Origin of the sequence: Chondromyces crocatus (assembly GCF_001189295.1) — a bacterium.
In the GTDB taxonomy this organism is placed as follows: Bacteria; Myxococcota_A; Polyangia; order Polyangiales; family Polyangiaceae; genus Chondromyces; species Chondromyces crocatus.
Genome location: NZ_CP012159.1, coordinates 6341918 through 6366128, shown reverse-complemented (window position 1 = coordinate 6366128; position 24211 = coordinate 6341918). Strand labels below are relative to the sequence as shown.

The following is a 24211-nucleotide window of genomic DNA, read 5'->3' as shown; positions in this document are numbered from 1 at the left end:
TCCGAGGGTCGCGCTCCGAAAGAGCCGACTTCCCCGTCGCTGTACGTGCTCCCGGCGACCCGGGCTCCCGTGGCAGCCGTGTTCCGCCGCGGCCCCAGCAAGGCGTGGATGATCGCTCGCTGGGACCTGCTCACGGACGAGATCACCGCTGGCGCTCGGCTCCGGGGCACCGTGTACCCGCGGCGTTGCGACCTCTCTCCGGACGGTCGGTTGCTCTACGCTTTCCTGCTCAAGACGGCCTCCCGTGGCTTCCTTGGGTCGGGAGGTGGCCTCCTCTCGTACTCCATCGTCAGCAAGCTGCCCTGGCTCTACGCCCTGGCGGCGTGGAAAGAGAGCGGCACCTGGACACGGGGCTACCACTTCGTCGAGCGGCAAGGCCGTGACGAGCCCCCGTGGGACATCGGGCCGCCAGGTGAAGGAGACGTCGTGCCCTTGCGCGCCCGGTACGGCCTCGCCCGCACCGAGCCGTTCCAGTACGCCGCGGAGCATCGACGCGGCTGGACCGCGCACGAGCGCTGTCCAGCACGCGGGCCGAACGACATGTGGGACGAGCGGAGGCAGGTCGTCCTCGTCCGCACGCGACCCGGTGGGTCGGAGCGCCTCGTGCTCACCGATACGGGCTTGAACACGGCGCGCCCCTTCGCGATCGAGGGGCGAAGGCCGGACTACCACCTGGAGCGGCGAGGTCGCGAGGTGGCGCTGCCCGACGTGACGTGGGCCGACTGGGATGCGCGGGGGCGGCTCCTCCTCGCGACCTCTTACGGCTGTCTCCAGATCCGGGACGTGGACAAGCACCCCATGCCCGTGCGGTGGGAGCGCGATCTCGAACACCTGCCGCCGGCTCCTGGGTCGGCCCCGGAGCATGTTCGTCGGTGGTGAATGCCGCGTGATCTAGGGTTCGACGACCAGCACGGGGGCGCCCGGCTGCGTCAGGTAGACGACGAGGAGGCGGGCTCGCGCCGTCGCGCTCCCGTTCTTCGAGACGCGGTGGACCTGGCGCGGATTCTCGTACCAGGTCTGGCCTTGCGTGTAGCGCACCTCGGGCTCGTCCCCGAGGGCGGAGACGACCGTGCCCTCGAGGACGTAGGCGAAGACGGCGCCCTCGTGGTGGTGGGCGTGGTTCTCTGCGCCAGGCGGGAAGTCGACGACCAGCACGCGGCCCTCCGTCATCGGGCCTTCGGGGAGCGCGTGGGTCATGAGCACCTGCACCTGCGAGCTCGCGGCGGTGCCGTTCGCCGGAGGGGTGGAGGGCTTCGCGTCCGCCGGGGGCGAGGCGACAGGGGGGGACGAGGCTGCGTCCGCAGGGGGCAAAGGGGCGGCGCAACCGGCCGACAGGGAGAGGGCGAGCGCGAGCGCGATGCGCGACGAGATCTTCACGGTCCTCCTTGGCCGCGGCACTCGCCGCTGGCTCTGGAAGCACGCTAGAGTCGCGGCGGGGCGCGCCAGAAGAGCCACTCGTGTCCCATCGATGGGTGCCACTTGTCTCGTCCCTCGCAGCGATCCCCCGCGCCCAAGGTCCGCCGCCGGAGGCGCTCGACGGCCGGGGGGATGGCGGTCTTCGTCGCGCTCGAAGGGGGCCATGGCGAACCCCTGCACCGTCAGCTCTACGCCGCAGTGAGGCACGCGATCCTCGCCGGGAACTGGCGTCCGGGTAGCCGGGTGCCCTCGACGCGGTTGCTCGCCGAGCAGCTCGACGTGTCACGGAACACGGTGATGAACGCTTTCGAGGAGCTTCTCGCCGAAGGCTACCTGGTGGGTCGCGTGGGTTCGGGGACGTACGTGGCCACCGACCTGCCAGAGCCTTCGCTCCAGGTGTCGGGGAGGGCAGCGCCTGCACGCGGACGAAGCGGCGGCACGAGGAGCACGGACGCAGGCAGGAAGCAGGACGGCGTGGAGGCGGAGGACGTGCCGGGCGCTGTGCCGACGCAGGCGCGGGGCACCAGGACGGCAGGAGGACGGCCGAGCGGTGGAGGGAGTGGGGCGGGAGCGCCGGGGTGCGTCGAGGGGGACGGCGGCCAGCGCAACGCAGGGCGAGCAGAGGGCGCGGAGGCGGCGCCCGGAGAGGCGCGGACGCTTGGCGACATGGTGTCGGCGCGAGGCACCCGGTTGACGGCCACCCCCAGCCCGTTCCTGCCGCCCATGCCGGCGTCGCTGGGGATGGCCTTCCGACCGGGGACGCCAGCCATCGACAGGTTCCCGATCGACGTCTGGGGCCAGCTCCTCGCTCGACGGTGGGCTCGGTCGGCGCGCTCGCTGCTGGAGCGCATCGACGTGCAGGGGTACGGACCGCTGCGGCAAGCCGTCGCGGACTATGTGACCACCGCGCGCGGGGTGCGGTGCTCCGTCGATCAGGTGATCCTGGTCGGAGGCACGCAGCAGGCGCTGACGCTCACGGCGCAGGTGCTGCTGGATCCTGGCGATGCGGTGTGGGTGGAGGACCCGGGCTACCTGGGGGCGCGAGGCGCGCTCGTGGCGGCCTCGGCGTCGCTGGTGCCCGTGCCCGTGGACGCCGAGGGCATCGACGTGGCTGCGGGCATCGCCGCCCGCCCCGACGCGCGGCTGGCGGTGGTGACGGCGGCGCACCAGTTTCCGCTCGGGGGAAGCCTGTCGGCGGCGCGGAGGGAGGCGCTGCTCACGTGGGCCCGCAAGCACGACGCGTGGGTCTTCGAGGACGATTACGACAGCGAGTTCCGGTACACGGGGCGCCCGCTCCCGGCGCTCCAGGGGATGGATGCAGAGGATCGGGTGATCTACGCGGGGACGTTCAGCAAGGTCCTGTCGTCCTCGCTGCGCCTCGCCTACCTGGTGGTGCCTCGCGCTCTCTTGCCCACCTTCCTGTCGGCGAAGGCCTTCGCCGACGTGCAGTCGCCGACGCTGGAGCAAGCGGTGCTCTCGGACTTCATCACCGAGGGGCACTTCGCACGGCACATCCGGCGGATGCGGGTTCTGTACGCGCGCCGTCAGAAGGTGCTGCTCCAGTGCGCAGCGCGTGAACTCGATGGGCTACTGGACGTCCGCCCCGAACCTGCCGGGATGCACCTCCTCGGCTGGCTACCTCCTGGGCGTGACGAGGACGAGATCGCCGCACGGGCCTGGGCACGCGGCCTCGTGGTGCTCCCACTCTCGATGTTCCGGATCGCCTCGCGGGGACCAGGAGCGCTCGTGCTCGGCTATGCCGCGGTGCCAGAGGCCGAGATCGTCGAGGGCGTGCGCACGCTGCGCGAGGCGCTGCGCTGAGGGGGGACCGACGTCGCAAGTCCACTGCCTGGACGACCCGCCCGGCGGGGCCTGCGTCCCCGACAACTGGCCCCTTCCACTCGAGCACAAGTGGACCTCGTCTCGGCCGCCCGGTCTCGCTACGACACTGGCAAACGACGGGGCATCCACAGGGCCCCGGAGGAGTTCAACGTGGAAGCTCGACTCGACTACAAGAGCCTCGCCCCCGAGAGTTTCAAGGCGCTCCTCTCACTCTCCGGCCACGTCCATCGGAGCGGTCTGGAGAAGAAGCTGCTCGTGCTCATCGACATGCGCGCCTCGCAGATCAACGGGTGCGCGTACTGCATCGACATGCACTCGAAAGACGCCAGGGCGGCAGGAGAGACGGAGCAGCGCCTGTACGCGCTGTCTGCGTGGCGAGACACCCCGTTCTTCACGGATCGAGAGCAGCTCGCGCTGGAGTGGACGGAGGCCGTGACGCGCATCGCCGACCACCATGTCTCCGACGACCTCTATGCGCGCGCCCGGGAGCACTTCACCGAGCAGGAGCTGGTGGCGCTCAACCTGGCGGTCGCGACGATCAACGCCTGGAACCGGATGGCCATCGCCTTCCGGTCGGTGCCGGGAGCGTACCAGCCGCCCGGGAAATAGGCCGCGCGGGGCTCACCTCCCGGGGACGGGTCGCTGCAAGAGCGCCGCGACGTCCATCGAACTGGCCACGTTGGGGTGCACCTCGCGGAGGCCCCAATCTCGTACGGCGACATCGTCGATGAGCACGTGGGGCTCGGGAAAGACAGGGCACGTACGGACGAGACGACTCGATTACGCTCGAATCCCCCCTTCATGGCAGAACAAGACAGGCTCCCGAGATCGGATGCCCTCACGACGGTGGTTCAGACGATCCACACCCGCTGGACCCGAGCTTCACGGGGCGAGCCGCAAGCGACCCTGCGTAACGCCACGCCGGAGCAGCTCGATCTCGCGTCCAGGAGACCCGAAGGGGAAGGGCAAGGCTGGATGGTCTGGCACGACGTCCAGTGCGAGGAGGGATCAGCATTCCAGCCGCGTGCACGCCATGTCGTGCTTTCCGAAGCGCTCGGGCAATTTCACTGGGTGGACACCAAGAGAACTGGAGAGGGCGTCATCGTCCGCTGGCGCGGCAAGCAGTGCTTCACCGTGGGTGCGGGACGGACCGGGGTCGTGATCTACAACGGCACAGAGGACGTCATCCTCGATCACTGGCGAAAGACGCTCTACCACAAGGTCGTGTTCCGCATCGGCGTGGCCGTGCCGTGGTACCCAGCACTCTTCCGCCGAACGCCGGACCATCGCTGGCAGGGGCTTCGCCATCTCGCCTGAGCAGACGCAAACCCTTCTTTGGGGCCATGAGGGCTGCATCGACCGACCGGACGTCATCGCGCTCGGGAGCCCGTGGATGGCTCCAGATCCCGCGGACACGGACAGAGGATGACGAGCGTGGCCGCCGCCAGGGCTGCTTCTGCTACAGCGCCACCTCGCGCTTCAGGAGCGCTCCCACCTGGCTGCAGAAGGCTCCCGCAGCTTCGATGACCCGAGCGTCCGGCGCTGCCCCCGGCCGCGACACCGGGTCGAACTCTTGCAAGGCGCGGCTCCAGGAAATCGCCAGCGGATGGTGCGGTGCCGTCGCGTCGTGGAGATCGAAGTGGAAACGCGCTTCGCCTCCGGCCACCTGGGCGGGCGCCGCTTCGTAGAGCGTCGTCGAGAAGAGGTGGTGGCTCGCAGCGAGGAACCGATCCAGGTACGCCGTGCGGTCGGCTTCGGGGACGAGGGCCGCCACCATGCGAAGTTTGTCGCGGAAGGCGGAGAGGTTCGGATGGTCCCGCCACTCCTCGAAGAGGAGCCGGTAGCCGTGGAACATGGGCTCCGCCGCGGCCCCGAAGAGGAGCGACTGGGCCCGCAGGCGGGTCACGGCGAATGCCGCCACGTCATGGAGGCCAGCGCGGCTGTCGATGAGGACCACATCGGCATCTTCTCGTCGCGAGAGGCGCGAGATCATCCGGTCGACCCGCTCTGCCAGCTCTCGCGCTCCGTCCGTCGAGGCCGCGGACTGGTAGGCGCGGCCGAGCTTCGCGAGGTAGTGACCTCCCACCCCGGTGGCGGGAGCGACCAGGATCGCTCCTCGATCCGGCTCGACCAGGGGACTCCGCGCGACCATGTCCGAGAGGAGCGCATCGTCGTCCTGGCCCACCGCTTCCTCGACCAGGTAGTCGAGGATGCCGAACCGCGGGGTGCTGTCTGCTGGCAACAAGAGCGGCCCCAGCCCGGGGGACTCGAGGTCGAGATCGACGATGAGGACCCGCGATCCGGCGCGCGCCAGAGCCCTCGCGGCGAGTGTGAGCGCGGTCGAGCGGCCGACGCCTCCCTTCACGCCGAAGAAGGTCATCCGGGGCGCCTCTTTCCCGGAGGCGTCCGGAACGGGGAGGGGAGCGCGCATCCAGTCGAGCCCCGTGATCTCCCGCTCGAGCAAGAGCACGTGGCCGGCGACGGCCTCATCGTGGCCGGGCGGGAACAGCGGACGCGCATCCGGTGACCGGAACAGCCGCTCGGCATCGAAGAAGTCGTCGGGGAACAGCAAGACCTCCTCGGGGGTCCCACCAAAGGCCCCGAGCTGCGTCGACAGCGCCTGCGCGAGAGCGGTCGCATCGGCCCCCGGCGCGATGTCGGTCAGCACCGAGATGCAACCTTGCACGTCCCGGATCAGGACGAACCGGCCTCCGAGGCGTCCCGCGTGCGCTGCAAGGATCGCCCGGGCGTGTGCGAAGGCTTCGTCGAAGCGCACGATGGAGGTGAAGGTCATCGCGACGACCTCTCGACGTGCTCGGATCGCTCGGTGCGTGGCGGCCGCATGTCGTCGAGGAGCCGCACGCACAGCTCGGCAGCCTTGCGGTGCTTCAGCAACGTCTCTTCGGTCACCTCGATGAGCACCCCCTGGTCGGAGAGGTAGCGCTGCCGCACACTCCAGCCCGTGAACGGGTTCACCGAGAAATGCTGCTGCAGCCGGCCCATCGCCTTCCCCAGCCGGAGCCCTTCTGCCTCCTTGGAGAGCTGGTTCCACAGGACGTTGACGTGCCTGCGCATGGGCTCCTTCACCGTCCCCTCGGCGTCGAAGAGCTTGCGGGCCGCGGGACTGCCGCGGAGGATCCCGAGGAGGGCGCACTCCGCCGCGATGCCATAGAGGTGGTCCGCGTTGGCGTGTCGGCCCGCGGCGAACAGCGTCTCTGCATCGCGATGGTGTCTCCGAGCGGCTTCCCCGTAGTTCACCCTGGGCTCGGGCGGGGGCGATGACGAGCTGACCCGACTCACACGAGCACGCTACCACCGCACCGCGCGATCGCGCGAACCGTCGCCCTGCCCCATGCACCCTGGCGTGGCCAGACGGATCGCGGTTTCATCGGAGCATGCGCGGTTCGACCTGCAGGATCGACGGCTCTGGCGAGGCGCTCGTCGTCCGACGGGTGCACGTGGGCGAGCGCTTCGAGGTCCTCGAGCTCGAAGCCAGTGGCCGCCGTCTCGCGCTGAAGATCGCCGCCGAACACCAGCAGGGAATGCCTCCCTACCGGGCGACGCGCACCGTGGGCACCGTGTCCACGATCTGGAGCATGATCTCCCGCGCAGGCATCCTGGCGTCGTCTTCCTGGGGCGCCTTGCAGCTCGTCGACCACGGCGGCCGACCCGGGAGCGACGCGAGGGAAGGGACGTCGCAGCCTGGGGAGGTCCACGAGACCACGACCGTGACCGCGGAGATGCTTCTCACCGAGGAAGCCCAGCGCATCCGCGACACCGAGCCGCACTGGAACCATCAGGTCCTCGACCTCGCACGGTGCCACCTCCCGGACCGGGCGCCAGCCCTCGGCCTCCTCATGCCCTGGCATCCCGGCGTTCCCCTCGGCACGCTCCCGCAGCGAACGCAGCGGAGGCTGCTTCCACGCATGATGCTCTCGCTCTGGGACGCCCTCGCTGCCGGCCTGCACGGCGATCTGCACGACGCCAACGTGATCGTCGCGCCGACCGAGGATCGCTTCGCCCTCATCGATCCGGGCGCCATGCTGCTCCTCCCGCCTCCTCCCAGCCCCGGGCCGACGAGCGACATCCTCACGTTCGTGTGCAGTCCGACCATGTACCCCCTGCTGCCGCCCTACGCGATCACCCGTCCGCTCGCCGAAGGTGACACGCTCCACGATCACTGGCACAGCTTCGTCCGCAGCCTGAGCTGGGACGACATCGCCGTCCCCCTGGACGCGAGTGGGGACAGCATCCACATCCTCCCGAGCCGTGGCAGATACCTCGTCCAGGTGCCCCGGACGCGAGGCGAACCCCACCCCGCCGATCTGCTCGCCGTGGGCATTCTGTATTATCGAGCGCTCACCGGCGCCCACCCGTTCTTCGACGCGCGCTTCACCGAGCCGGCCTGGCTGAGCGTCATGGCGTGGGACAGCGTCATTTCGGGGGACGAGCCTGGAAGGGAGCGCGTGGCGCGGCCCGTCGTCGCGCCGAGCGAGCGCACTCTCGATGATGGCCGAGGGAGCGTCCTGCCAGAGGAAGAGGCACTGGCTCTCGCGCTCCTCGACCTGGAGGTGCCCAGCCGAGACAGGCTGCTCTCGCTCAGCGCGGCCGCGGCGCAGGCCCTGGCCAGGGCGGACGGGTGAAGGGCGGAGAGGGCACACCCTCCATCGCGCGCGCCTTCGGGCACAGGGCAACCCGCGGTGCTCGCCGCCTGGCGGAGGATACCGACGAGGGCGCACTCCGCCGCGATGGCTCATCCCTGGAGCCTGTCAGCGGTTCAGCCTCGCTCTCGCTCTCGCTTCGCGAGGGACTCCTCCGCACACAAGCGCACAGCGAACGCGGGGTCTCGGGTCAGCGCCACGAGAATGCGCCGTGGGGTGTGACGGTAGCTTGCGACCTCCCCACGGATGAAGGCACTTCGATCCTTCGCCAGCTTCGCCAGGGTGGCCTCGGAGAGCCGATTCGAGGAGATGGCCGCGCCACGGACGCGCGAGGAGGGATCGGTCGCGAGGCGCTCGCAGACCGAGGTGGGGGTCGCTGGTTGGTAGGCTCGGGCCACGTACACCCGCACCTCCTCGGACTCGTCCGTCGCGAGCTGGAGGGGAAGCCACGCCTCCATGTCCGGCCGCTGGAGCAGCGCGCACCTCACCCGAAAATCCTCATCGCGGGAGAGCACCTTCACGAGCGCAGGTGGCAAGGCGGGATTGCGTGCGGCGTGACAACGAACGTCGAAGAGAGGATCATGGATGAGCACGTCGAACGCGGCCTGCGGCGTCCAGGAGTTCGCCGCCAGGGTGCGACGCACGTCCGCGTCTGGATCGCGCGCCAGCGTGACGAACGCGGCCTCGTCCCTCGTGAGCCGCTTGGCCAGCCGACGACGTACGGCGGTGGACGGATCCTCGATCAGCACCATGAGGACCTCCCAGGGCGTGGTCTCGTTCCAGGCAACCCCCAGCCGCACGGACGGATCGCCGTCGCGTGCGAGCTCCTGCACGATCTCTGCGGGGGTGCTCCTGTTGCGCGCAAGCGCCTCTCGCACGATCCCCTTGTCGTCCATGGCGAAGCGGCGCGCGAGCGCTGGTTCGAGACTGCCATGTCCAGCAGCTGCCGCACGGACCCTGGGGTCGCGATCGCGGGCGAGTCGGTCACGATCGCTGGACTGGAGCAGAGGGCTCGCCGCCGCGGCTCGCCGCACGGAGGGGTACGGGTGGCTCACCGCGCTCGGCAAGAGCGACATCCGGGCCGCTGGCAGTGCGAGCAATGCCCCCAGCAGGGAACACGGCACGAGCGGCTTCTTCACCGGCTCACGGCTGTCCAGTAGCCCAGGCGTGAGCGGGTTGGCGGCGAAGGCCTCGGGGTTCCGTACGCCGAGCTTGAAGAGCAGGCGGAGCGGAGCCCCTGGGTTCTGGCAGAGGGCTGCGTGCATCTCCACGTTGCCACGCAGGGCGAGCCATCTCAGCGTGCGGGCCGGACACGACGGGTTTCGAGCCACAGAAAGCACGACAGCGCGGTCGCCCGAACGCGCCAGGACGCCCAGCTCGGGCAGCGGGGTCAGGGGATTCTGTGCGCGGTCGAGCAGCTCGGACGTCATCGAGGGTCGGCGGTTCCGTGGCGGGGTCAGAGCGTCAAGGATTCCTCCATCATCAGGAGGGCACCCTGGAGAGCTTACCAAGCTCTCCGGACGAGGCTTCCTCGACCCGCCAGTTCGTGGCGCGCTGGATGAGCCCGCGGGGTTCGAAGCCCGCTCTCAAGGGGTGGCGGGCGGCGCCACCATGAACGTCGACAGGCACATCTCGTTGTCGGTCCCCCAGCCAGGGAGCACGGGGGAGGTGGTGTCGCGTGTGTCGAAGGTGCAGGTCACGCCGACCGAGGTGGAGGGGTCGATGCGCGGCGGCGTGCGGTACCAGTAGATGCTCTGCCAGTGGAAATCCCAGTCATCCACCCGGGCGACGCACTCCTCACGCCCGGGCGCGTTCAAGCGCATCTCGAAGGTGCGGCCGCGCTCGTGCATGTGGGGCATCACGCCGAGCACCTCGAGCGTGCCGTCGGAGGGGAGGATGTCCAGCTCGGCGCGGCTGGCATTCCAGGTGTAGCTCGCGTTCTTCTGGCCAGGCGGCAGGCTGTCGGGGCGCTCGCCGAACATGCTTGCGATGAAGGGATCATGGCTGATGATCATGGCGCTCCGCTTCACGCTGTCCGCATAGCGGAGCCGGACGAGCGTGGAGTCGGGCGCCTCCGAGCCGCCATGGCGAGGTTTCGGGCCGCTGTGCCGCGCGCCAGGCTCGTGGACGTTGTAATGCATCTGGATGACCAGCCGATCGTCGGGGGAGATGCGTAGACCGACGTCACGGGGGTACTCGACGACGTTCTGTCCCGGCGCCCAGGTGACGGGGACGGCCGCGTGGGCCACGCCATCGCCGGCGGCACCGAAGCAATCCCATCCAGGCCGATCGGGGGAGAGGGCGTCGAGCTCGGCCATGACGTCGCCGTTCGTCCTGCCGTCGAAATAGGACGGGGCCGAGGGCTTCACGACGTAAATGGCCACGTGGTGCACGATGGCGGGGTTGCCCGGGATGATCTGGTATCCCGTGATGAACCGATCCGCAGGGATTCCTGGTTCCATCTCATAGCAACGGTATTCATCGTTGGCGCCCAGCGGATTGGTCGGATCGATGAGGGGCGTGACCGAAGGCGTTCGATACTCCGTCGCATTATCGAGCACGGGCACGGGCGGGAGGGTCAGCCTGTCGTCGGGTGTTCCCTCCGCGCGCGTTCCGGAGGCCCATCGATGGATGATGTCGAGTTCAGCGGTGGTGAGGGTGCTGTCGTCCTGGAAGTCGCCACAGCTCCCGTCATGGGAGATGAGGAAGGGGGGCATGCGGCCACTCTGTACGGCGTCATCGATCGAGGCGGCACGCTGCCGCGCTGTCTCGTAATCATCGAGCGGGAAGTGTCCGATCCCTTCCTTCTGATGACAGGTGACGCATTTCGACATCATGATGGGCGCGACGTCTTGCCAGAAGGTGGGCTCGGGAAGGGGCTCGTCCTTGCTGCTGCAGCCGATGATCAGGGTCAGTGGCAACAGAGCGACGAGACCGGGTGCGACGACGTGACTCGGCATGCTGGCCTCTCCTCGTGAATGGTGGAGATGGGTGCCCGCTCGATTTCGTTTCGTTCAAGGGTCGGTTCGATTTTCGCTCACGCCTTCCGGCGACGAGGAGAGGCTCCAGCCGGATCGCGGAGAGAGAGAGCAGAGGTCGGGACTGGATGCCGACGAAGGGGGCTGGCCAAGGTAAGGACCTCCGCGTCGAGGCACGCTTCTTCGAGTTCCTGAACGTCCAGGGACGCTCCCGGGGGAGGTCAGGGGGCGCGCGGCGTCGAAGCGGTCTCCCCCTTCGAAAAAGTCCAGCGACGGGCGCGAAGTTTCCCTGGGAATACGAGCAGTTCCAGAAATCGACCTCGAGGGTTGAACGTTCCGGGAGCTTGCGGGCACGAAGGGCGCGGGCTCGGTTCGGTGGGCTCGTGGATGAGGTCGGGTCCGCGGGACTTCCTCGTCGAACCGTGACGCCTCGTGGGATGCAGCGCCGTCGGATCATGCAGAACATGACGAAGAGCAGGGGGAGGGAGCGGCAGGAGCCCTGGGTTCCGTGGCGCTCCGGCCGTGCATCGAGGAAGCTGCGATGAGCGTGATGCAGCTTTTCGGAGCGCTGGTGATGCCCGAGAAAGGGGAGGGTCGCGATCGGGGCGAGGCGCTCCTCGTTCAGCGGCTGCGGCGCAGCGATCCTGCGGCCGTCGGGGCCGTCTACGATCAGCACCACGCGGCGGTGAGGGCGTTCGCGCGGCGACTCCTCGGGGACGAGGCAGCGGCCGAGGATCTGGTGCACGAGGTGTTCGTGAACTTGCCGAACGCGATGCGGCGCTTCGAAGGCAACTCGTCGCTGCGGACGTTCCTGATCTCGATCGCGGTGAACCACGCACGGCACCATGTCCGCTCGGCGACCCGCAACCGGGCCGCCATGGCGCGGTACGCGCGGGAGCCGGAGGCCTCGGTCCAGGATCCGGAGCACCTCGCGCACCGGGCCTCCCTCGCCCGCGCGCTGGCAGGGGCGCTGGACGCGCTGCCGATGGAGCAGCGGGTGGCGTTCGTGCTCTTCGAGGTGGACGAGTACACGTCGCGGGAAGCGGCGGAGATCATGGGGGTGCCGGAGGCCACGGTCCGGACCCGGGTGTTCCATGCACGGCAGAAGCTCCGAGCGCTCCTCGAGCAGCAGGGGATCCGATGAAGCGTGATGTGCTAGCGGAAGCCGCCCGCGCCTTGCGCGAGCAGTCGGACGGAGCGGCGGCGAACCCCGATGCCACCCGGGCACGCATCCTGGCGACCATGCGCAAGCAGCGGACGCGGCGTGTGGTGCTCCTCAGGACGGTGGTCCCGCTCGCCGCAGTGGTCGTGGGCTCGCTGGCGTGGGCGGGCCCTGGTGGACTCCCGGCGCTGTGGACGGCGGTAACCTCGATCCTCGATGACGCCGAGCCGACCGGAACGCCACCTGCGTCCACGAAGGCCTCGCCCGGAGCGCCGTCGGACGGCGAAGAGATCCCCGATACGAGCGATGGATCCCGGGCTGCGGGGGCTCCCTCTGCGCAGCCTTCGTCAACCGAAGGGGGCCCATCTGCAGAGCGATCGTCGGAGTCTGCGCCGGAGACCGTGGCCCAACCCGGTCATGAGACGAGGAGCGTCGCATCAGGCCGCGCTCGTCCAGACGTGGCTTCGTCCTCGTCGATCGCCGCTGCGCCCCGCGAGGTGACGCAGACGGGAGCACCGAGGGCGGTGCCTTCCAGCGCGTCGCCACCAAGGGCAGGCGCCGAGGTCGCGCCGGAGGGTGATGTGATCTCGAGGGAGCACGCGCTTTACAAGGAGGCGCACAGGATCCATTTCGTGGAGCGCAATCCTGCCGCGGCGCTCGGTGCATGGGATGCGTACCTGCGCGAGGATCCGCGCGGGCGATTCGCCACGGAAGCACGTTACAACCGGGCGCTCTGCCTGGTTCGGCTCGGGCGCGCGGGAGAGGCCAGGAGCGCGCTCGAGTCCTTCGCGCGGGGCGCTTTCGGAGGCTACCGGCAAGCCGATGCCCAGAAGCTGCTGGATGCGCTGGAGCATGCGGCGCCTCCCGCTCCCTGATTCGCGAGCAGGCGTTGAACGAACGGGCAAGGCGCGGGCACTCAGGGCAGATGGCGCCGGTGGTGGTCAGAGCGATGGAGGAGACGCGCACGGACAGCGGAAGACGCGGCCGACAGGTGTTCGCCGTCGCCGGGCTGGTCGGCGTGCTGTCTGGAGCGCTGCTCGGAGGCGCTGGTGCAGCGCTCGCTGCGCAGCCCGCCGAGGGGCACGCCGGGACGTCGGGTCAGGCCGTGGGGCGAGGGCTGGTGCTGGTGCTCGAAGGGCGGCCGCTCGGGGTAGAGGCCGAGTCCCTGCGCGCTGCCATCGAACACGAGCTCGGCGCCACCGTGACGCTCGCGTCGGGCGCCGGTCGCGCTGGCACCGACGCGCTGGTCCTTCGTGGAGAGGCCGAATCTCGCGCCGTGATGACGTTCCGTGCGGCCGATGGCCGCATCGTGGAGCGCGCCGTGGAGCTGCCGAAGCATGCGAAGCAAGCCGTGGAGGTGCTTGCGCTGCTCGCTGGCAACCTGGTCCGTGACGAGGCCGCAGAGCTGAGCGCGCTTCTCGGGCGGCATGCGCCTTCCACGAGCGCGCCGACCGGAGCCGATGGGGCTCCGCCGGCGACAGCCGAAGCCTCCGGTGCGCCGACGTACGAGCCATCGGCCAAGGAGGTCAGGTCGAAGGCAGCCACCACGGAAGCCCCTGTTCCGGCACGCACGGCGAGCTCATTTTGCGGAACGGCAGGCACGGTCGTCAGCCCGTTCGGGTTCGATCTGGCCCCCCACGTGGGGACCTCGTCGTTCACCGGCGTGGAGGTGAAGCGCCATGTCGCCCTCAACGCGACCCTGGGACTCTCGAAGGGCCCGGTGGGCTTCGAGCTGTCCCTCGGGGCCAGCTTCGCCCGAGAAGGCGCCTGCGGGGTGCAGCTCGCGGGAGGCGCCAACCTCGTGACCGGTACCGTGGCGGGCTGGCAGACGGCGATTGTCGGCAACCTGAGCCACGATGTCGCGGGTGTGCAGGTCACGGGGGGGCTGAACTTCGCGCGCGGGAACGCGCGGGGACTTCAGCTCGGCGCCGTGAACGTCGCCACCGGGGAAGCGCAGGGGGTGCAGTTCGGTGGGGTGAACGTCGCGGCTGGCGGCATGGAGGGGGTCCAGGTCGGCCTGGTGAACGTCGCACGGCGCTCCACGCTGTCCCTGGGCCTGCTGTCGATCGTACCCGACGGGCGCCTGCACCTCGACCTGTGGGCGACGGACGCGGGAATCTTCATGGCCGGGCTGAAGCACGGCGGAAACGGATTCCACAACATCTACGGGGTCGGGCTCCGCCCCGAGCGCGAAGGCGTCCGTGGCGTGGCGGCGTTCGGGCTGGGTGGGCACATCCAGGCGTCACCGCGCCTCTTCGTGGACGTCGACATGATCGGCTACCCGATGCTCCACTCGTCGGGCGCGCAGTTCTCGCTGATGCTGCAGCTCCGCGCCGTGCTGGGCGTCCAGCTCACGCGTGGCCTGGCCCTCTTCGGCGGCCCCGAACTGAACCAGATCTTCTCGGACGACGTCGACGCGAGCAGCCTGGGGCTGCTCGGCGGAGCGAGGCTCCATGAAGGCGTGGCCGGCTTCGCCTTGAGGTCCTTGTGGCCCGGGCTGACGCTCGGCGTCCAGGGGCTCTGACGGACTGCGAAAATTCACCGCATCCCGCGGCGTGAAGCCGCGCAGTAGAGAACCAGGAGGCTGGTTTCCTGGTTGAGGAGACAGGTCATGAAGCGTGTGCTCTCGAAGCTCGTCTCGGCCCCCTCGTGCATCGTCCTCTGCGCGTCGCTCTGCAGTGCGTGCAGTGGAGAGGCCCCCGTCGATCCCGACGTTTCCAGCAGCTCCAGCGCTCCGAGCGGGAGTGGCGGAGGCGATGGTGGTGCAGGGGGCGCCGGCGGTGCAGGGGGCGCTGGAGGCGACGCTGGCGCTGGAGGCGACGCTGGCGGCACGACGACGGACGTCACGCTGCGCTTCGAAGGGCGGGTGGGAGAGAAAGCCTTCGATTGCGCGACCCCCTTCGCCGGCCTCGGGACGGCCGCCACGGAGGTCTCGTTCACCGATTTCCGGTTGTACGTGCATGACGTGCGGCTGCTCTCTGAAGAAGGGCTCGCCGTGCCGCTGACCCTCACCCAGGATGGGCTGTGGCAGCACCAGGATCTGGCGCTGCTCGACTTCGAGGATCGCTCGGGGGCGTGCTCGAACGGCACGGTGGAGACGAACCGGCTCGTGCAGGGGACTGCGCCGGCAGGAAAGTATGTTGGCCTCTCGTTCAAGCTCGGCGTTCCCGCGGCGCTCAACCATGCCGATGCGTCGACGGCACCTTCGCCGCTCAACCTGACGGCGATGTTCTGGAGCTGGCAGGCTGGCTACAAGTTCCTGCGGGTGGACAGCGTTCCGGCAGGCGCGGACGCAGCGTTCAACCTGCACCTCGGGAGCACGGGGTGTGCGGGGGATGCCGCTTCGGGGGAAGCGGTCACCTGCGCACGCCCCAACGTGGTGGAGGTGGTGCTGGAAGGCTTCGACCCCCTGACCACGCCCATCCTCGTGGACTATGCGGCGGCCGTCGCGGACAGCGATCTGTCCGTCAATGCCGGCGGAGCCCCGGGATGCATGTCGGGCCCCCTGGATCCCGACTGCGGACCGATCTTCGCCCGGCTCGGGATCGACATCGAGAGCGGTGGAATGCTCCCGACACAGCAACTCTTTCGCGTGGAGTGATCGGAGTTCGTCATGACGATGCGGGTGCCTTTGCTGGTGCTGGTGCTCTCGCTGGGCTGGTCGACCATGGGCTGCAGCGACGGAGAGGACCCTTCTGCGACGACCTCGGGCACGGGAGGGAGCGGCGCTGGTGACGGCACCGGCGGCGCCGGGGGCCAGGGCGGGGAAGGGGGCGCCGAGGCGCGACCCTTCGACTGGGGGCTGCCCCCCGGGTTCCCACGACCGAAGGTGCCCGAGGACAACCCGATGTCCGTCGTGAAGGTGGAGCTGGGGCGGAGGTTGTTCTACGACCCGCGCCTCTCCGGCACGGGTGACTTCTCGTGCGCCTCGTGTCACCGACAAGAGCTGGCCTTCACCGACGGTCTCGCGCGGTCGGTGGGTTCGACCGGCGAGGTCCATCCCCGTGGCTCGATGAGCCTGGTGAACACGGGGTTCCTTTCGGCACTCACCTGGGCGAACCCACTCCTCGACAGCCTGGAGAAGCAGGCCCTGGTGCCGATGTTCGGCGAGGATCCGGTCGAGCTCGGGCTCGCCGGCAAGGAAGTGGAGCTGATGGAACGGTTGGGGGCGGAGCCGCTCTACCAGGAACTGTTCCCGGCGGCCTTCCCGGGCGAGGACGAGCCCCTCCAGCTGAAGAACCTCACGCGCGCGCTGGCCGCCTTCCAGCGGTCGATCCTTTCCTACAGGTCACCGTTCGACAGGTACACCTACGGCGGCGATCCCACGGCCATGTCGACGTCGGCACTGCGCGGGAAAGATCTGTTCTTCTCGGAGCAGATGGAGTGCTTCCACTGTCACGGCGGGTTCAATTTCTCGGACTCGGTGATGCACGACGGCAGCACGTTCACCGAGCTGATGTTCCACAACACGGGCCTCTACAACATCGGGGGCACCGGCGCTTACCCGGAGGGGAACACCGGTCTGCGCGAGATCACGGGTCTCGCGATGGACATGGGCCGGTTCAGGGCGCCGACCTTGCGCAACATCGCCGTGACGGCCCCCTACATGCACGACGGGAGCGTGACGACGCTGGACGAGGCGCTCGACCACTACGGGTCGGGTGGGCGGACCATCGCCAGCGGGCCCCATGCAGGGGTGGGGAACGAGAACCCCTACAAGAGCGAGCTGCTGGTCGGGTTCACGCTGACGCCGCAAGAGCGGCAGGACGTGAAGGCGTTCCTCGAGTCGTTGACGGACGATGCGCTGCTGACCGATCCGCGCCTGTCGGATCCCTGGGTGGAGACGCCATGAAGCGCTGGAAGCGACGGGTGGTGAGCGTGGGGCTCTCGGTCGTGGCGGTGTCCGGCGCCCTGTACGCAGGCGCGTGTGCCTCCGATTCATCCGAGGATTCGCACACGCCGGAGGTGCCTCCCGGGGAGGTCGACCCACTGGAAGGCGTCGTTTACCGGGGCGGCGCGACCGACGAGGCGCTGGAGGCGCTGCTCGCCAAGGAGCCCGAGGACGTGGCGGCACAGGCCGTCGTGCTGGATGTGCCGGCGGATGGTGCGACGCTCACGGTGGAGGCAGGGCTCGTGTTCCGGTGGCACGTGCGGGATGCGCTCGGGTCGCTGCGGGGTCCAGGTCGTCCAGAGGGGCGTGCCGGCTCGAACGAGACGTACGGACGGGCAAAAGGGAGCGCCCCGACGGAAGCTGCTCGGATGGGCTGGGGTGCGCTGGGGGTGCTGTTTGGACCGGAGCGGGCGGCGATCGCTCACGGAGCGCCGCTGAACGGGCGGGGGTACTACCTGGTGGTGTCGTCGGCCAAGGGCGAGCCCGTGCTGCGGGTATTCACCGCCGCGCTCGCATTTCCGCCGAGCGAAGAGGAGTGGGAGAGGCTTCGCATCGCCGAGCAGCCGCTGACGGCCGTGATCACGAACGCCGTGTTCGAGAACAACGAGATTGGAGAAGGCGCAGGGCCGTTCGCGGGGGAGCCGAGCACGTTCACCGTCGAGCCCTGAGGGAGGCCGCCGTCCCAGTTCGGCCCGCACTAGGTAACCGCTCTCGGGGCCGGCTATGCTCGGCTCGGGCCTGGACACTCACGCTCCAGGTCCCATCCACCCATGACCACCGCCTACGACGCGTTCCCCAGGACCCAGGCCAACCACGCGCCCCTTTCACCGCTCTCCTACCTCACCAAGGCGGCCCGCACGTTCCCGCACCGGATCGCCATCATCCATGGCGAAAGGAGACTCACCTGGGGCGAGGTCGACACCCGCACGCGCCAGCTCGCCTCGGCGCTCCGAAGGCGCGGCATCCAGCGCGGGGACACCGTGGCCGCCCTCTTGCCCAACGTGCCGGCCATGGTCGAGCTGCATTTCGGTCCCGCCATGATCGGGGCGGTGCTGAACACGCTCAACACCCGGCTCGACGCCGAAGCGCTGGCCTTCATGCTGGAACACGCCGAGGCCAAGGTGCTCTTCGTCGACCGCGAGTTCGCTGCCACCGCGGCAAAGGCGCTCGATCACCTGGCCCGGAAGCCTCTCGTGGTCGACGTGGACGACGTGCTCGGACCCGAGGGCACGCCGATCGGAGCGCTCGAGTACGAAGCGCTCCTCGCCGAGGGGGATCCAGCATTCGTCTGGAGCCTGCCGGACGACGAGTGGGACGCCATCGCGCTCAACTATACCTCGGGCACGACCGGCAACCCGAAGGGGGTCGTCTATCACCACCGCGGCGCCGCACTGAATGCGGTGGGGAATGCGCTGGAGTGGGGGATGCCGCGCCATGCCGTCTATCTGTGGACGCTGCCCATGTTTCACTGCAATGGCTGGTGCTTCGTGTGGACGGTGACGGCCATGGCAGGCACCCACATCTGCCTGCGCAAGGTGGACCCTGCGCTCATCTTCGCGCTCATGCGTGAGCACCAGGTCACCCACTACTGCGGTGCCCCCATCGTCCACGCGATGCTCATCAACGCTCCCGAAGCGCTGAAGCAGGGGCTCGGCAAGATCGCTTGTCTGGTCGCGGGTGCAGCGCCGCCCCCCTCCGTCATCGAGGGCATGGAGCGGATGGGCTTCGCGTTGACCCACGTCTACGGCCTCACCGAGACCTACGGGCCTGCGGCTGCCTGCACGAAGCAGACGGCGTGGGCGGCGCTGCCGCTGGAAGAGCGCGCGCGAATGAATGGCCGCCAGGGGGGCGCTTACCTCCTCCAGGAGGACATGGCCGTGCTCGACCCCGAGACCCTCATCCCCGTCGCTGCCGATGGCGAGACGCTGGGCGAGCTGATGTTCCGAGGCAACATCACCATGAAGGGCTACCTCAAGAACGAGGTCGCCACATCGGAAGCGCTCCGCGGGGGGTGGTTCCACACGGGCGATCTCGGTGTGGTGGAGCCGGATGGCTATGTGAAGATCAAGGATCGCTCGAAGGACGTGATCATCTCCGGCGGTGAGAACATCTCCTCGCTCGAGGTGGAGGACGTCCTCCACCGTCACCCCGCCGTCCTCGCCGCGGCGGTCGTGGCGAAGCCCGACGAGAAGTGGGGCGAGACCCCCTGTGCCTTCGTGGAACTCAAAGACGGGCACGACGCGACGCCGCAGGAGCTTCAGGCGTTCTGCAGGGAGCGGATGGCACACTTCAAGGCCCCGAGGCACGTCGTTCTGGGACCGCTGCCCCGGACCTCGACGGGCAAGGTGCAGAAGTTCGTGCTCCGGGAGCGCGCGAAGAGCGAATGAACTCCCCTGCGCTCGACGCGTTCAGTACGCCCGGCTGAGTCGTTCGAGCTCGGCTTTCACGCGCTGAATGCGGTCATCCGGCACGTCGAGATGCGCGATGGCTCGATCCAGCTCCGACAAGGTGAACGCACCGACGTCGACGCCCAGCCACGACATCGCCGTGGCGAAGCCGTTCGTCACCTTGTCCTCGGTGACCGCGCTCAAGCGGATGTTCTTGTGGAGCAGTGCATCCGCGAGGATACGACGCCGCACGCTGGTCACTTCGGCGCCCTTGAACGCCACGCCGAGGTACCGGGTCACGTCGAGAGCGAGGAGGTCGTTCGCGAAGGATTGCCAGAGCGCGTCGATGCTCGACCCTGGAAGGGTCACACTGATCATCAGATCACCAACGACAGCCCACCGATGCACATCGAGCTCCATTGCAGCTAGTCCCCCATGCGGTTCGACATGCCTCCCACGGCCGCCCTGCAGCCACGGGGTTGGGCGCCGAACATACAAACGGTCGCAGTGCGTGCAAATAGCTCACGAGACGTCGATCGAGAAGGCCATGCACCACGGGTCGACCATGCCGTCAGCATGTCGCGACTCCGGTCGTCGAGGAGCGCATCGGACGAGGGCAGCCATCCAGGGCTCGTACAGCGTCGCGCGGGTGTTCTCTGGAAGGTCCGAATGGCGCTTGCGCGCAGTCAGTACCGGTTCTTTTCGTAGTCGTGCGAAAGCGCCCAGCTCATCATCCGCTTCGACGCGATGGCCCGCACCGCAGTCGCCGCAACGCCGCGTTGACGGTTCTGCTTCACGTGGTCGATGAATACGTGCGCCATGTTCGGTCGCTCGGCTTCGGGGACATGACGCGATGCATCCCAGAGCTTCGCCTTCGCGAGCGCGGTGGAGGGGGTCAGGCGTGTGTCCCTGGGATCGAGCAGGAGAGCAATCTTCGGGGTCTTGCCGGCCACCGCCATGGATGAGAGCAAGGCGGGTTCAGTCGTCAGGGAAGCGTCTCCCGAAACCTCGAGGACGCTGTCTTCGCCGGGGATGAACGCCAGCAAGGCGACGCGCCGCTGTTCGACCACATTGTGGAAGGTGTCGGTCCGACGGTTCCCTGGCCGATCCGGAATGGCGACACGCCCTTGATCCAGCCGAAGGAAACCGGGCGGATCGCCCTTGGGACTCGCATCGGCGTGGCCTGCTGCGTCCCATGAGGTGAGCACGATGAAGGGGGCGCGGGAGAGCCAGGTGAGCACGTCGCTCTCGGCAAGGAGGCCCGTCGGCGTGGGCACCATCGACACTGGCTGCACCTTCACGGGCGGTTCCCAGAACGAGGAGCGCAGGAAGGCCTTGGCGCAGTGGGCAAACGCTTCCTCGACCGTGACGACGAGGGTGTTGCCTTCGACGACCCCCTTGCCGTTCACACGAAGGGTCTCGCCGAGGCCAGGGATGAAAAAAAGGAGCCCACAGCCGACGCTGGATGCGAGCGCCACCGACTCGTGGAGGTCGATCTGGACGGTGGCGCCGACGACCCGCGCGAACCCTGGCGTCCCTCCCACCGTCGTCATGCGAGCGCGCCCGTCCTCGTCGGCGAAGCCAGCGACCGCGAAGGGTGAGAGCGCGAGCATCCGCAGGCAATGCTCGTCGAGCTGGTCCACGGACTTCATCAGGGAGCCGAGAGGGCGTGAGCCCACGACCTGCTCCAGCTCCTCGACCGTTCGTACGAGCGTCATCGCCGTCACCCGTCAGGGTGGCATGGCAGATTTGAATGTCAATATCAACTACTGCGGCGGAGGTCGCCGTGGCTGCGGTGTCGATAGCGCCCGCGGGTGGAAGGTCGCGGACGGCACCCGCTGGGATGGCGGAGCGGGTGCCAGGGGCGTGACGGTCACATCGCAGGGCCAGCGGAAGGGCTCTCGCAGACCCTGGTGGCGTCATCCTCGGGAGGGGAGGTCGGCCCACCACCGCGCTCACTGCGGTCTCCAGGTCCCGCCGCGCGGGCAGGGCGGACATGCGAAGAGAATCGCAGGTCCCGATCTTCCACCGAGTCCTCTCGCAGCAGCTTGGTATCGGCCTGATAGTCGACGGACATCCGCCAGGGGGCGCGGTCGCCCTGGCGAGGCCACAGGTCGATGGTCCGCTTCACGTAACCAGCGGCAAAGTCGAGCAGCGGCAGCCGCTCCATGGTCGGCTCACTCAGCTCGGGGCGACAGATGGTGTGCCCCTGGGCATCCATGTACGCGAGCAACCGGCAGAGATGCTCGCACAGCAGTCCGATTTTGAGCGTCCAGGAAGCGTTGGTGTAGCCGACGGCAAAGGCGAAATTCGGGACGCCATCGAGCATCATGCCCTTGAAGGCCACCTTGTCGGGAAGGTGCACGGGCGCACCGTCCACGGTCAGGGTGATGCCCCCGAACGCCTGGAGGTTCAATCCCGTGGCGGTGACGATGATGTCGGCTTCGAGCTCCTGACCCGACTTCAGCGCGACGCCCCGCTCGGTGAAGGTCGTGATGTGGTCGGTGACCACGGACGCGCGGCCTTCGCGGATGGCCTTGAAGAGATCCCCATCGGGAACCATGCACAGCCGCTGATCCCAGGGGTCGTACGGTGGGTTGAAATGCTCATCGACGGGATACGACTTCGGGAGCTGCTTGGCATTGCTGTGCCGGATCAGGCGTCGCGCCATGCGCGGGTAGCGCTGACAGAGGCGCCAGACCGCACGCTGCATGGTGATGTTCTTCCGCCGTGTGAGCTCGTGGGCCTGCTCTTGGGGGAGGATTTTCCGCAAGAAGTTGGCGATCGCGTCTTCGGAGGGGATGGACAGGATGTACGTGGGCGTGCGCTGGAGCATCGTCACGTGCGCGGCCGTGTCGGCCATGGCTGGCACGAGGGTGACGGCCGTGGCGCCGCTCCCGATCACGACGACACGCTTGCCCGCGTAGTCGAGATCGCCAGGCCAGTGCTGCGGATGGACGATTTGCCCCTGGAAGCGCTCCGTGCCTTCGAACCGAGGCGTGAATCCCTCGTCGTAGCGGTAGTAGCCACCGGCGCAGAACAGCCATCGGCACGTGATGACCAGACGCTCCCCGGTGTCGGTGCGCTCGAGGTCGACGACCCATTGCGCGTCCTCGGTGGACCAGGCGGCGGTGATCACTTTGTGGTGGAATCGAATCTTGCGCTCGATGCCATTCTCGGTCGCGGTCTCACGGAGGTAGGCGAGGATGGCGTCCGCGCTGGCAATGGCTTTGTCGCTCCTCCAGGGCTTGAACGCATAGCCGAAGGTGTACAGGTCCGAGTCGGAGCGGATGCCGGGATAGCGAAAGAGATCCCAGGTGCCGCCAATGGAGCCCCGTGCCTCCAGAATGGCGTACGACGTCGAAGGGAGCTCCCGCTGGAGGTAGTAAGCTGCTCCGATACCCGAGATGCCGGCGCCGACGATCAACACGTCGATGTGCTCGCGGGGGGAGGTGGTTCGCGTCGTGGGCATGGTGGGGGTCTCCATGGCTCGGCCGGGCTCGTGGGCTGGGTGGGTCGGTCCGCGTGTGCGTGGCGACGAGACGAACAATGGATAAAGTGAGCGTGGAGAGCAAGGTGCATGCTGCACCAAAATTCGTTAACCCTGGTGCATGATGCACCAGCGACAGGAGCAGCCAGGCGAGTGGCCGTGGCCGCGTCCATCGAAGCGTGTGCGCGAGTTGATGCGGCGCGGGGCCGAGATGGTCCTGAATGCACCGCCGGCGTGGATCGAGGAGATCGACAGGGCGACGCTCTCGGTCGAGAACATGAAGGCCATCGCTGACGACCCGGTGCTCGCAGCGGCCACCCGCAGGACGAATCGCGCGAACCTGTTTCACTGGGCGGCGTCCAATCTTCGTGATCCGGCGGCGCCCGTGGCACCCAACCTTGGCGCCGAGCCCCTCGGCATTGCACGCGACCTCGTGCGACGCGGGGTGAGCGAGTCGGCGCTGAACGCTTACCGGACAGGGCAGAACGCGGCCTGGCTGCGGTGGATGTCGATTGCCTTCGAGCTGACTTCCCGGCCGGACGAGCTGCGTGAGCTTCTCGAGGTGTCGGCACGATCCATCTCGTCGTTCATCGACGCGACGATCGCGGACATCTCCGCGCAGATGAAAGCGGAACGCGACGAGTTGACCCGGGGCACCCACGCCGAGCGACGCGAGGTCGTCGCGCTCCTCCTGGACGGCGCTCCGCTCGGCCCGGGGGACGCTTCACGGCGGCTCGGCTACGAACTCGACCAGGCTCACCGAGCTGCCGTCGTCTGGAGCGATCACATCGAGCCAGACCTCAGCGCGCTGGAGAGTGTGGCCGACGCCCTCAGCCGTGCCTCTGGGGCCCCACGCCCTCTCATCATCATCGCCAGTGCAGCGACGCTGTGGGTATGGGTGCCGGGAGGGGCCGAGCCAGACGTCGAGCGCCTGAGCCTGGTGCTCCGACAGCTCGAGGGCATCCGGATCGCCATCGGATCGAGAGGGCAGGGCCTTCAGGGCTTCCGACGTGGCCACCTGGACGCTCTCACCACGCAGCGCATGGTCGCACGTCTCGGCTCCGAGCAACGCATCGTCCGTTTCGATGAGGTCCGTCTCGTCTCCCTGGTCACCCACAACCCAGAGGGCGCAGACCAGTTCATCAAGCACACCCTGGGGACACTCGAGTCGGCCAGTCCGGAAATCAAGGATGCCCTGCGGACCTTCCTCGACGAAGGGTGCAACGCATCCCGCGCTGCGGCGCGCCTCCACACGCACCGCAACACCTTGCTTCGTCGGCTCGCCCGGGCAGAAGATCTCCTGCCGCGGCCGCTCGAGCACAGTCGCGTCCACGTCGCCGTCGCGCTGGAGGTGCTCCGCTGGCAATCGAGCGGCGCGTAGGGG

General features: G+C 68.5%; 21 protein-coding genes. 13 read left to right on the top strand and 8 right to left on the bottom strand.

Annotated features, from left to right (window positions below; translation table 11 throughout):
• Nucleotides 1-108 precede the first annotated feature (108 nt).
• Nucleotides 109-879 carry a hypothetical protein gene (locus tag CMC5_RS23345; protein ID WP_245677709.1) on the top strand — a complete coding sequence of 257 codons (771 nt, stop codon included), beginning with the start codon at nt 109-111 and terminating at the stop codon, nt 877-879.
• Nucleotides 880-891: 12 nt separating this feature from the next.
• On the opposite strand, the gene CMC5_RS47015 is transcribed toward CMC5_RS23345, so the two are convergent.
• Complete coding sequence (locus tag CMC5_RS47015; RefSeq protein WP_050432490.1) at nt 892-1377, bottom strand: cupin domain-containing protein; 486 nt, start codon at nt 1375-1377, stop codon at nt 892-894.
• 171 nt (nt 1378-1548) lie between these two features.
• Here CMC5_RS47015 and pdxR point away from each other — a divergent pair, with 171 nt between their 5' ends.
• From pdxR to CMC5_RS47010, 3 genes are all read left to right on the top strand, one after another.
• Nucleotides 1549-3237, top strand: a complete 1689-nt coding sequence (gene pdxR / locus CMC5_RS23335) for a MocR-like pyridoxine biosynthesis transcription factor PdxR (RefSeq protein ID WP_050432489.1) — start codon at nt 1549-1551, stop codon at nt 3235-3237.
• 171 nt (nt 3238-3408) lie between these two features.
• Entirely contained in the window at nt 3409-3867 is a 459-nt protein-coding gene (locus CMC5_RS23330; protein ID WP_050436082.1) for a carboxymuconolactone decarboxylase family protein, read from the top strand.
• Nucleotides 3868-4233: 366 nt separating this feature from the next.
• Nucleotides 4234-4575, top strand: coding sequence for a hypothetical protein (locus tag CMC5_RS47010; protein WP_218920043.1), 342 nt, complete (start codon nt 4234-4236; stop codon nt 4573-4575).
• 142 nt (nt 4576-4717) lie between these two features.
• Here the strand turns inward: CMC5_RS47010 and CMC5_RS23320 are convergent, their stop codons facing one another.
• Nucleotides 4718-6052: a KGGVGR-motif variant AAA ATPase gene (locus CMC5_RS23320; RefSeq protein WP_050432487.1), complete on the bottom strand. Its 1335-nt coding sequence runs from the start codon at nt 6050-6052 to the stop codon at nt 4718-4720.
• Nucleotides 6049-6558: a hypothetical protein gene (locus CMC5_RS23315; protein ID WP_156338818.1), complete on the bottom strand. Its 510-nt coding sequence runs from the start codon at nt 6556-6558 to the stop codon at nt 6049-6051. Before CMC5_RS23315 ends, CMC5_RS23320 begins: the two co-directional genes overlap by 4 nt.
• A 95-nt stretch (nt 6559-6653) precedes the next feature.
• Between CMC5_RS23315 and CMC5_RS23310 the strand changes: the two genes are divergently transcribed.
• On the top strand, nt 6654-7901 hold the full coding sequence (locus CMC5_RS23310; protein ID WP_050432485.1) for a hypothetical protein: 1248 nt from the start codon (nt 6654-6656) through the stop codon (nt 7899-7901).
• Nucleotides 7902-8035: 134 nt separating this feature from the next.
• Here CMC5_RS23310 and CMC5_RS23305 read toward each other — a convergent pair whose 3' ends face one another.
• Both CMC5_RS23305 and CMC5_RS23300 read right to left on the bottom strand, forming a co-directional pair.
• The gene (locus CMC5_RS23305; protein ID WP_050432484.1) at nt 8036-9349 is read right to left on the bottom strand and encodes a HEAT repeat domain-containing protein; all 1314 of its coding nucleotides are present in this window, start codon (nt 9347-9349) and stop codon (nt 8036-8038) included.
• Between the two features lie 156 nt (nt 9350-9505).
• Nucleotides 9506-10879, bottom strand: a complete 1374-nt coding sequence (locus tag CMC5_RS23300; RefSeq protein ID WP_050432483.1) for a monooxygenase — start codon at nt 10877-10879, stop codon at nt 9506-9508.
• A gap of 559 nt (nt 10880-11438) precedes the next feature.
• Between CMC5_RS23300 and CMC5_RS23295 the strand changes: the two genes are divergently transcribed.
• From CMC5_RS23295 to CMC5_RS23265, 7 genes are all read left to right on the top strand, one after another.
• Complete coding sequence (locus tag CMC5_RS23295; protein WP_245677708.1) at nt 11439-12041, top strand: RNA polymerase sigma factor; 603 nt, start codon at nt 11439-11441, stop codon at nt 12039-12041.
• A 650-nt stretch (nt 12042-12691) separates the two neighbouring features.
• A complete protein-coding gene (locus CMC5_RS44855; protein WP_156338817.1) occupies nt 12692-12934 on the top strand; it encodes a tetratricopeptide repeat protein in 243 nt (80 codons plus the stop codon).
• A gap of 59 nt (nt 12935-12993) precedes the next feature.
• A complete protein-coding gene (locus CMC5_RS23285; protein WP_156338816.1) occupies nt 12994-14583 on the top strand; it encodes a hypothetical protein in 1590 nt (529 codons plus the stop codon).
• An 87-nt stretch (nt 14584-14670) separates the two neighbouring features.
• On the top strand, nt 14671-15660 hold the full coding sequence (locus CMC5_RS23280) for an MbnP family copper-binding protein (protein ID WP_082362719.1): 990 nt from the start codon (nt 14671-14673) through the stop codon (nt 15658-15660).
• Nucleotides 15661-15726: 66 nt separating this feature from the next.
• Nucleotides 15727-16911, top strand: a complete 1185-nt coding sequence (locus tag CMC5_RS23275) for a methanobactin export MATE transporter MbnM (RefSeq protein ID WP_169796829.1) — start codon at nt 15727-15729, stop codon at nt 16909-16911.
• Nucleotides 16908-17618 (top strand): hypothetical protein, encoded by a 711-nt coding sequence (locus tag CMC5_RS23270; RefSeq protein WP_050432479.1) that lies wholly within the window; start codon nt 16908-16910, stop codon nt 17616-17618. The genes CMC5_RS23275 and CMC5_RS23270 overlap by 4 nt, the downstream gene beginning before the upstream one ends.
• Before the next feature lie 102 nt (nt 17619-17720).
• Complete coding sequence (locus CMC5_RS23265) at nt 17721-19337, top strand: acyl-CoA synthetase (RefSeq protein ID WP_050432478.1); 1617 nt, start codon at nt 17721-17723, stop codon at nt 19335-19337.
• Nucleotides 19338-19358: 21 nt separating this feature from the next.
• Here CMC5_RS23265 and CMC5_RS23260 read toward each other — a convergent pair whose 3' ends face one another.
• The 3 genes from CMC5_RS23260 to CMC5_RS23250 form a co-directional block, all read right to left on the bottom strand.
• The gene (locus CMC5_RS23260; protein ID WP_156338815.1) at nt 19359-19715 is read right to left on the bottom strand and encodes a hypothetical protein; all 357 of its coding nucleotides are present in this window, start codon (nt 19713-19715) and stop codon (nt 19359-19361) included.
• A 308-nt stretch (nt 19716-20023) separates the two neighbouring features.
• Nucleotides 20024-21055 (bottom strand): pyridoxamine 5'-phosphate oxidase family protein, encoded by a 1032-nt coding sequence (locus CMC5_RS23255; protein ID WP_050436079.1) that lies wholly within the window; start codon nt 21053-21055, stop codon nt 20024-20026.
• A 155-nt stretch (nt 21056-21210) separates the two neighbouring features.
• On the bottom strand, nt 21211-22809 hold the full coding sequence (locus tag CMC5_RS23250) for a flavin-containing monooxygenase (RefSeq protein ID WP_050436078.1): 1599 nt from the start codon (nt 22807-22809) through the stop codon (nt 21211-21213).
• A 139-nt stretch (nt 22810-22948) separates the two neighbouring features.
• Here CMC5_RS23250 and CMC5_RS23245 point away from each other — a divergent pair, with 139 nt between their 5' ends.
• The gene (locus tag CMC5_RS23245) at nt 22949-24208 is read left to right on the top strand and encodes a PucR family transcriptional regulator (protein ID WP_218920041.1); all 1260 of its coding nucleotides are present in this window, start codon (nt 22949-22951) and stop codon (nt 24206-24208) included.
• The last annotated feature ends 3 nt before the right edge of the window (nt 24209-24211 follow it).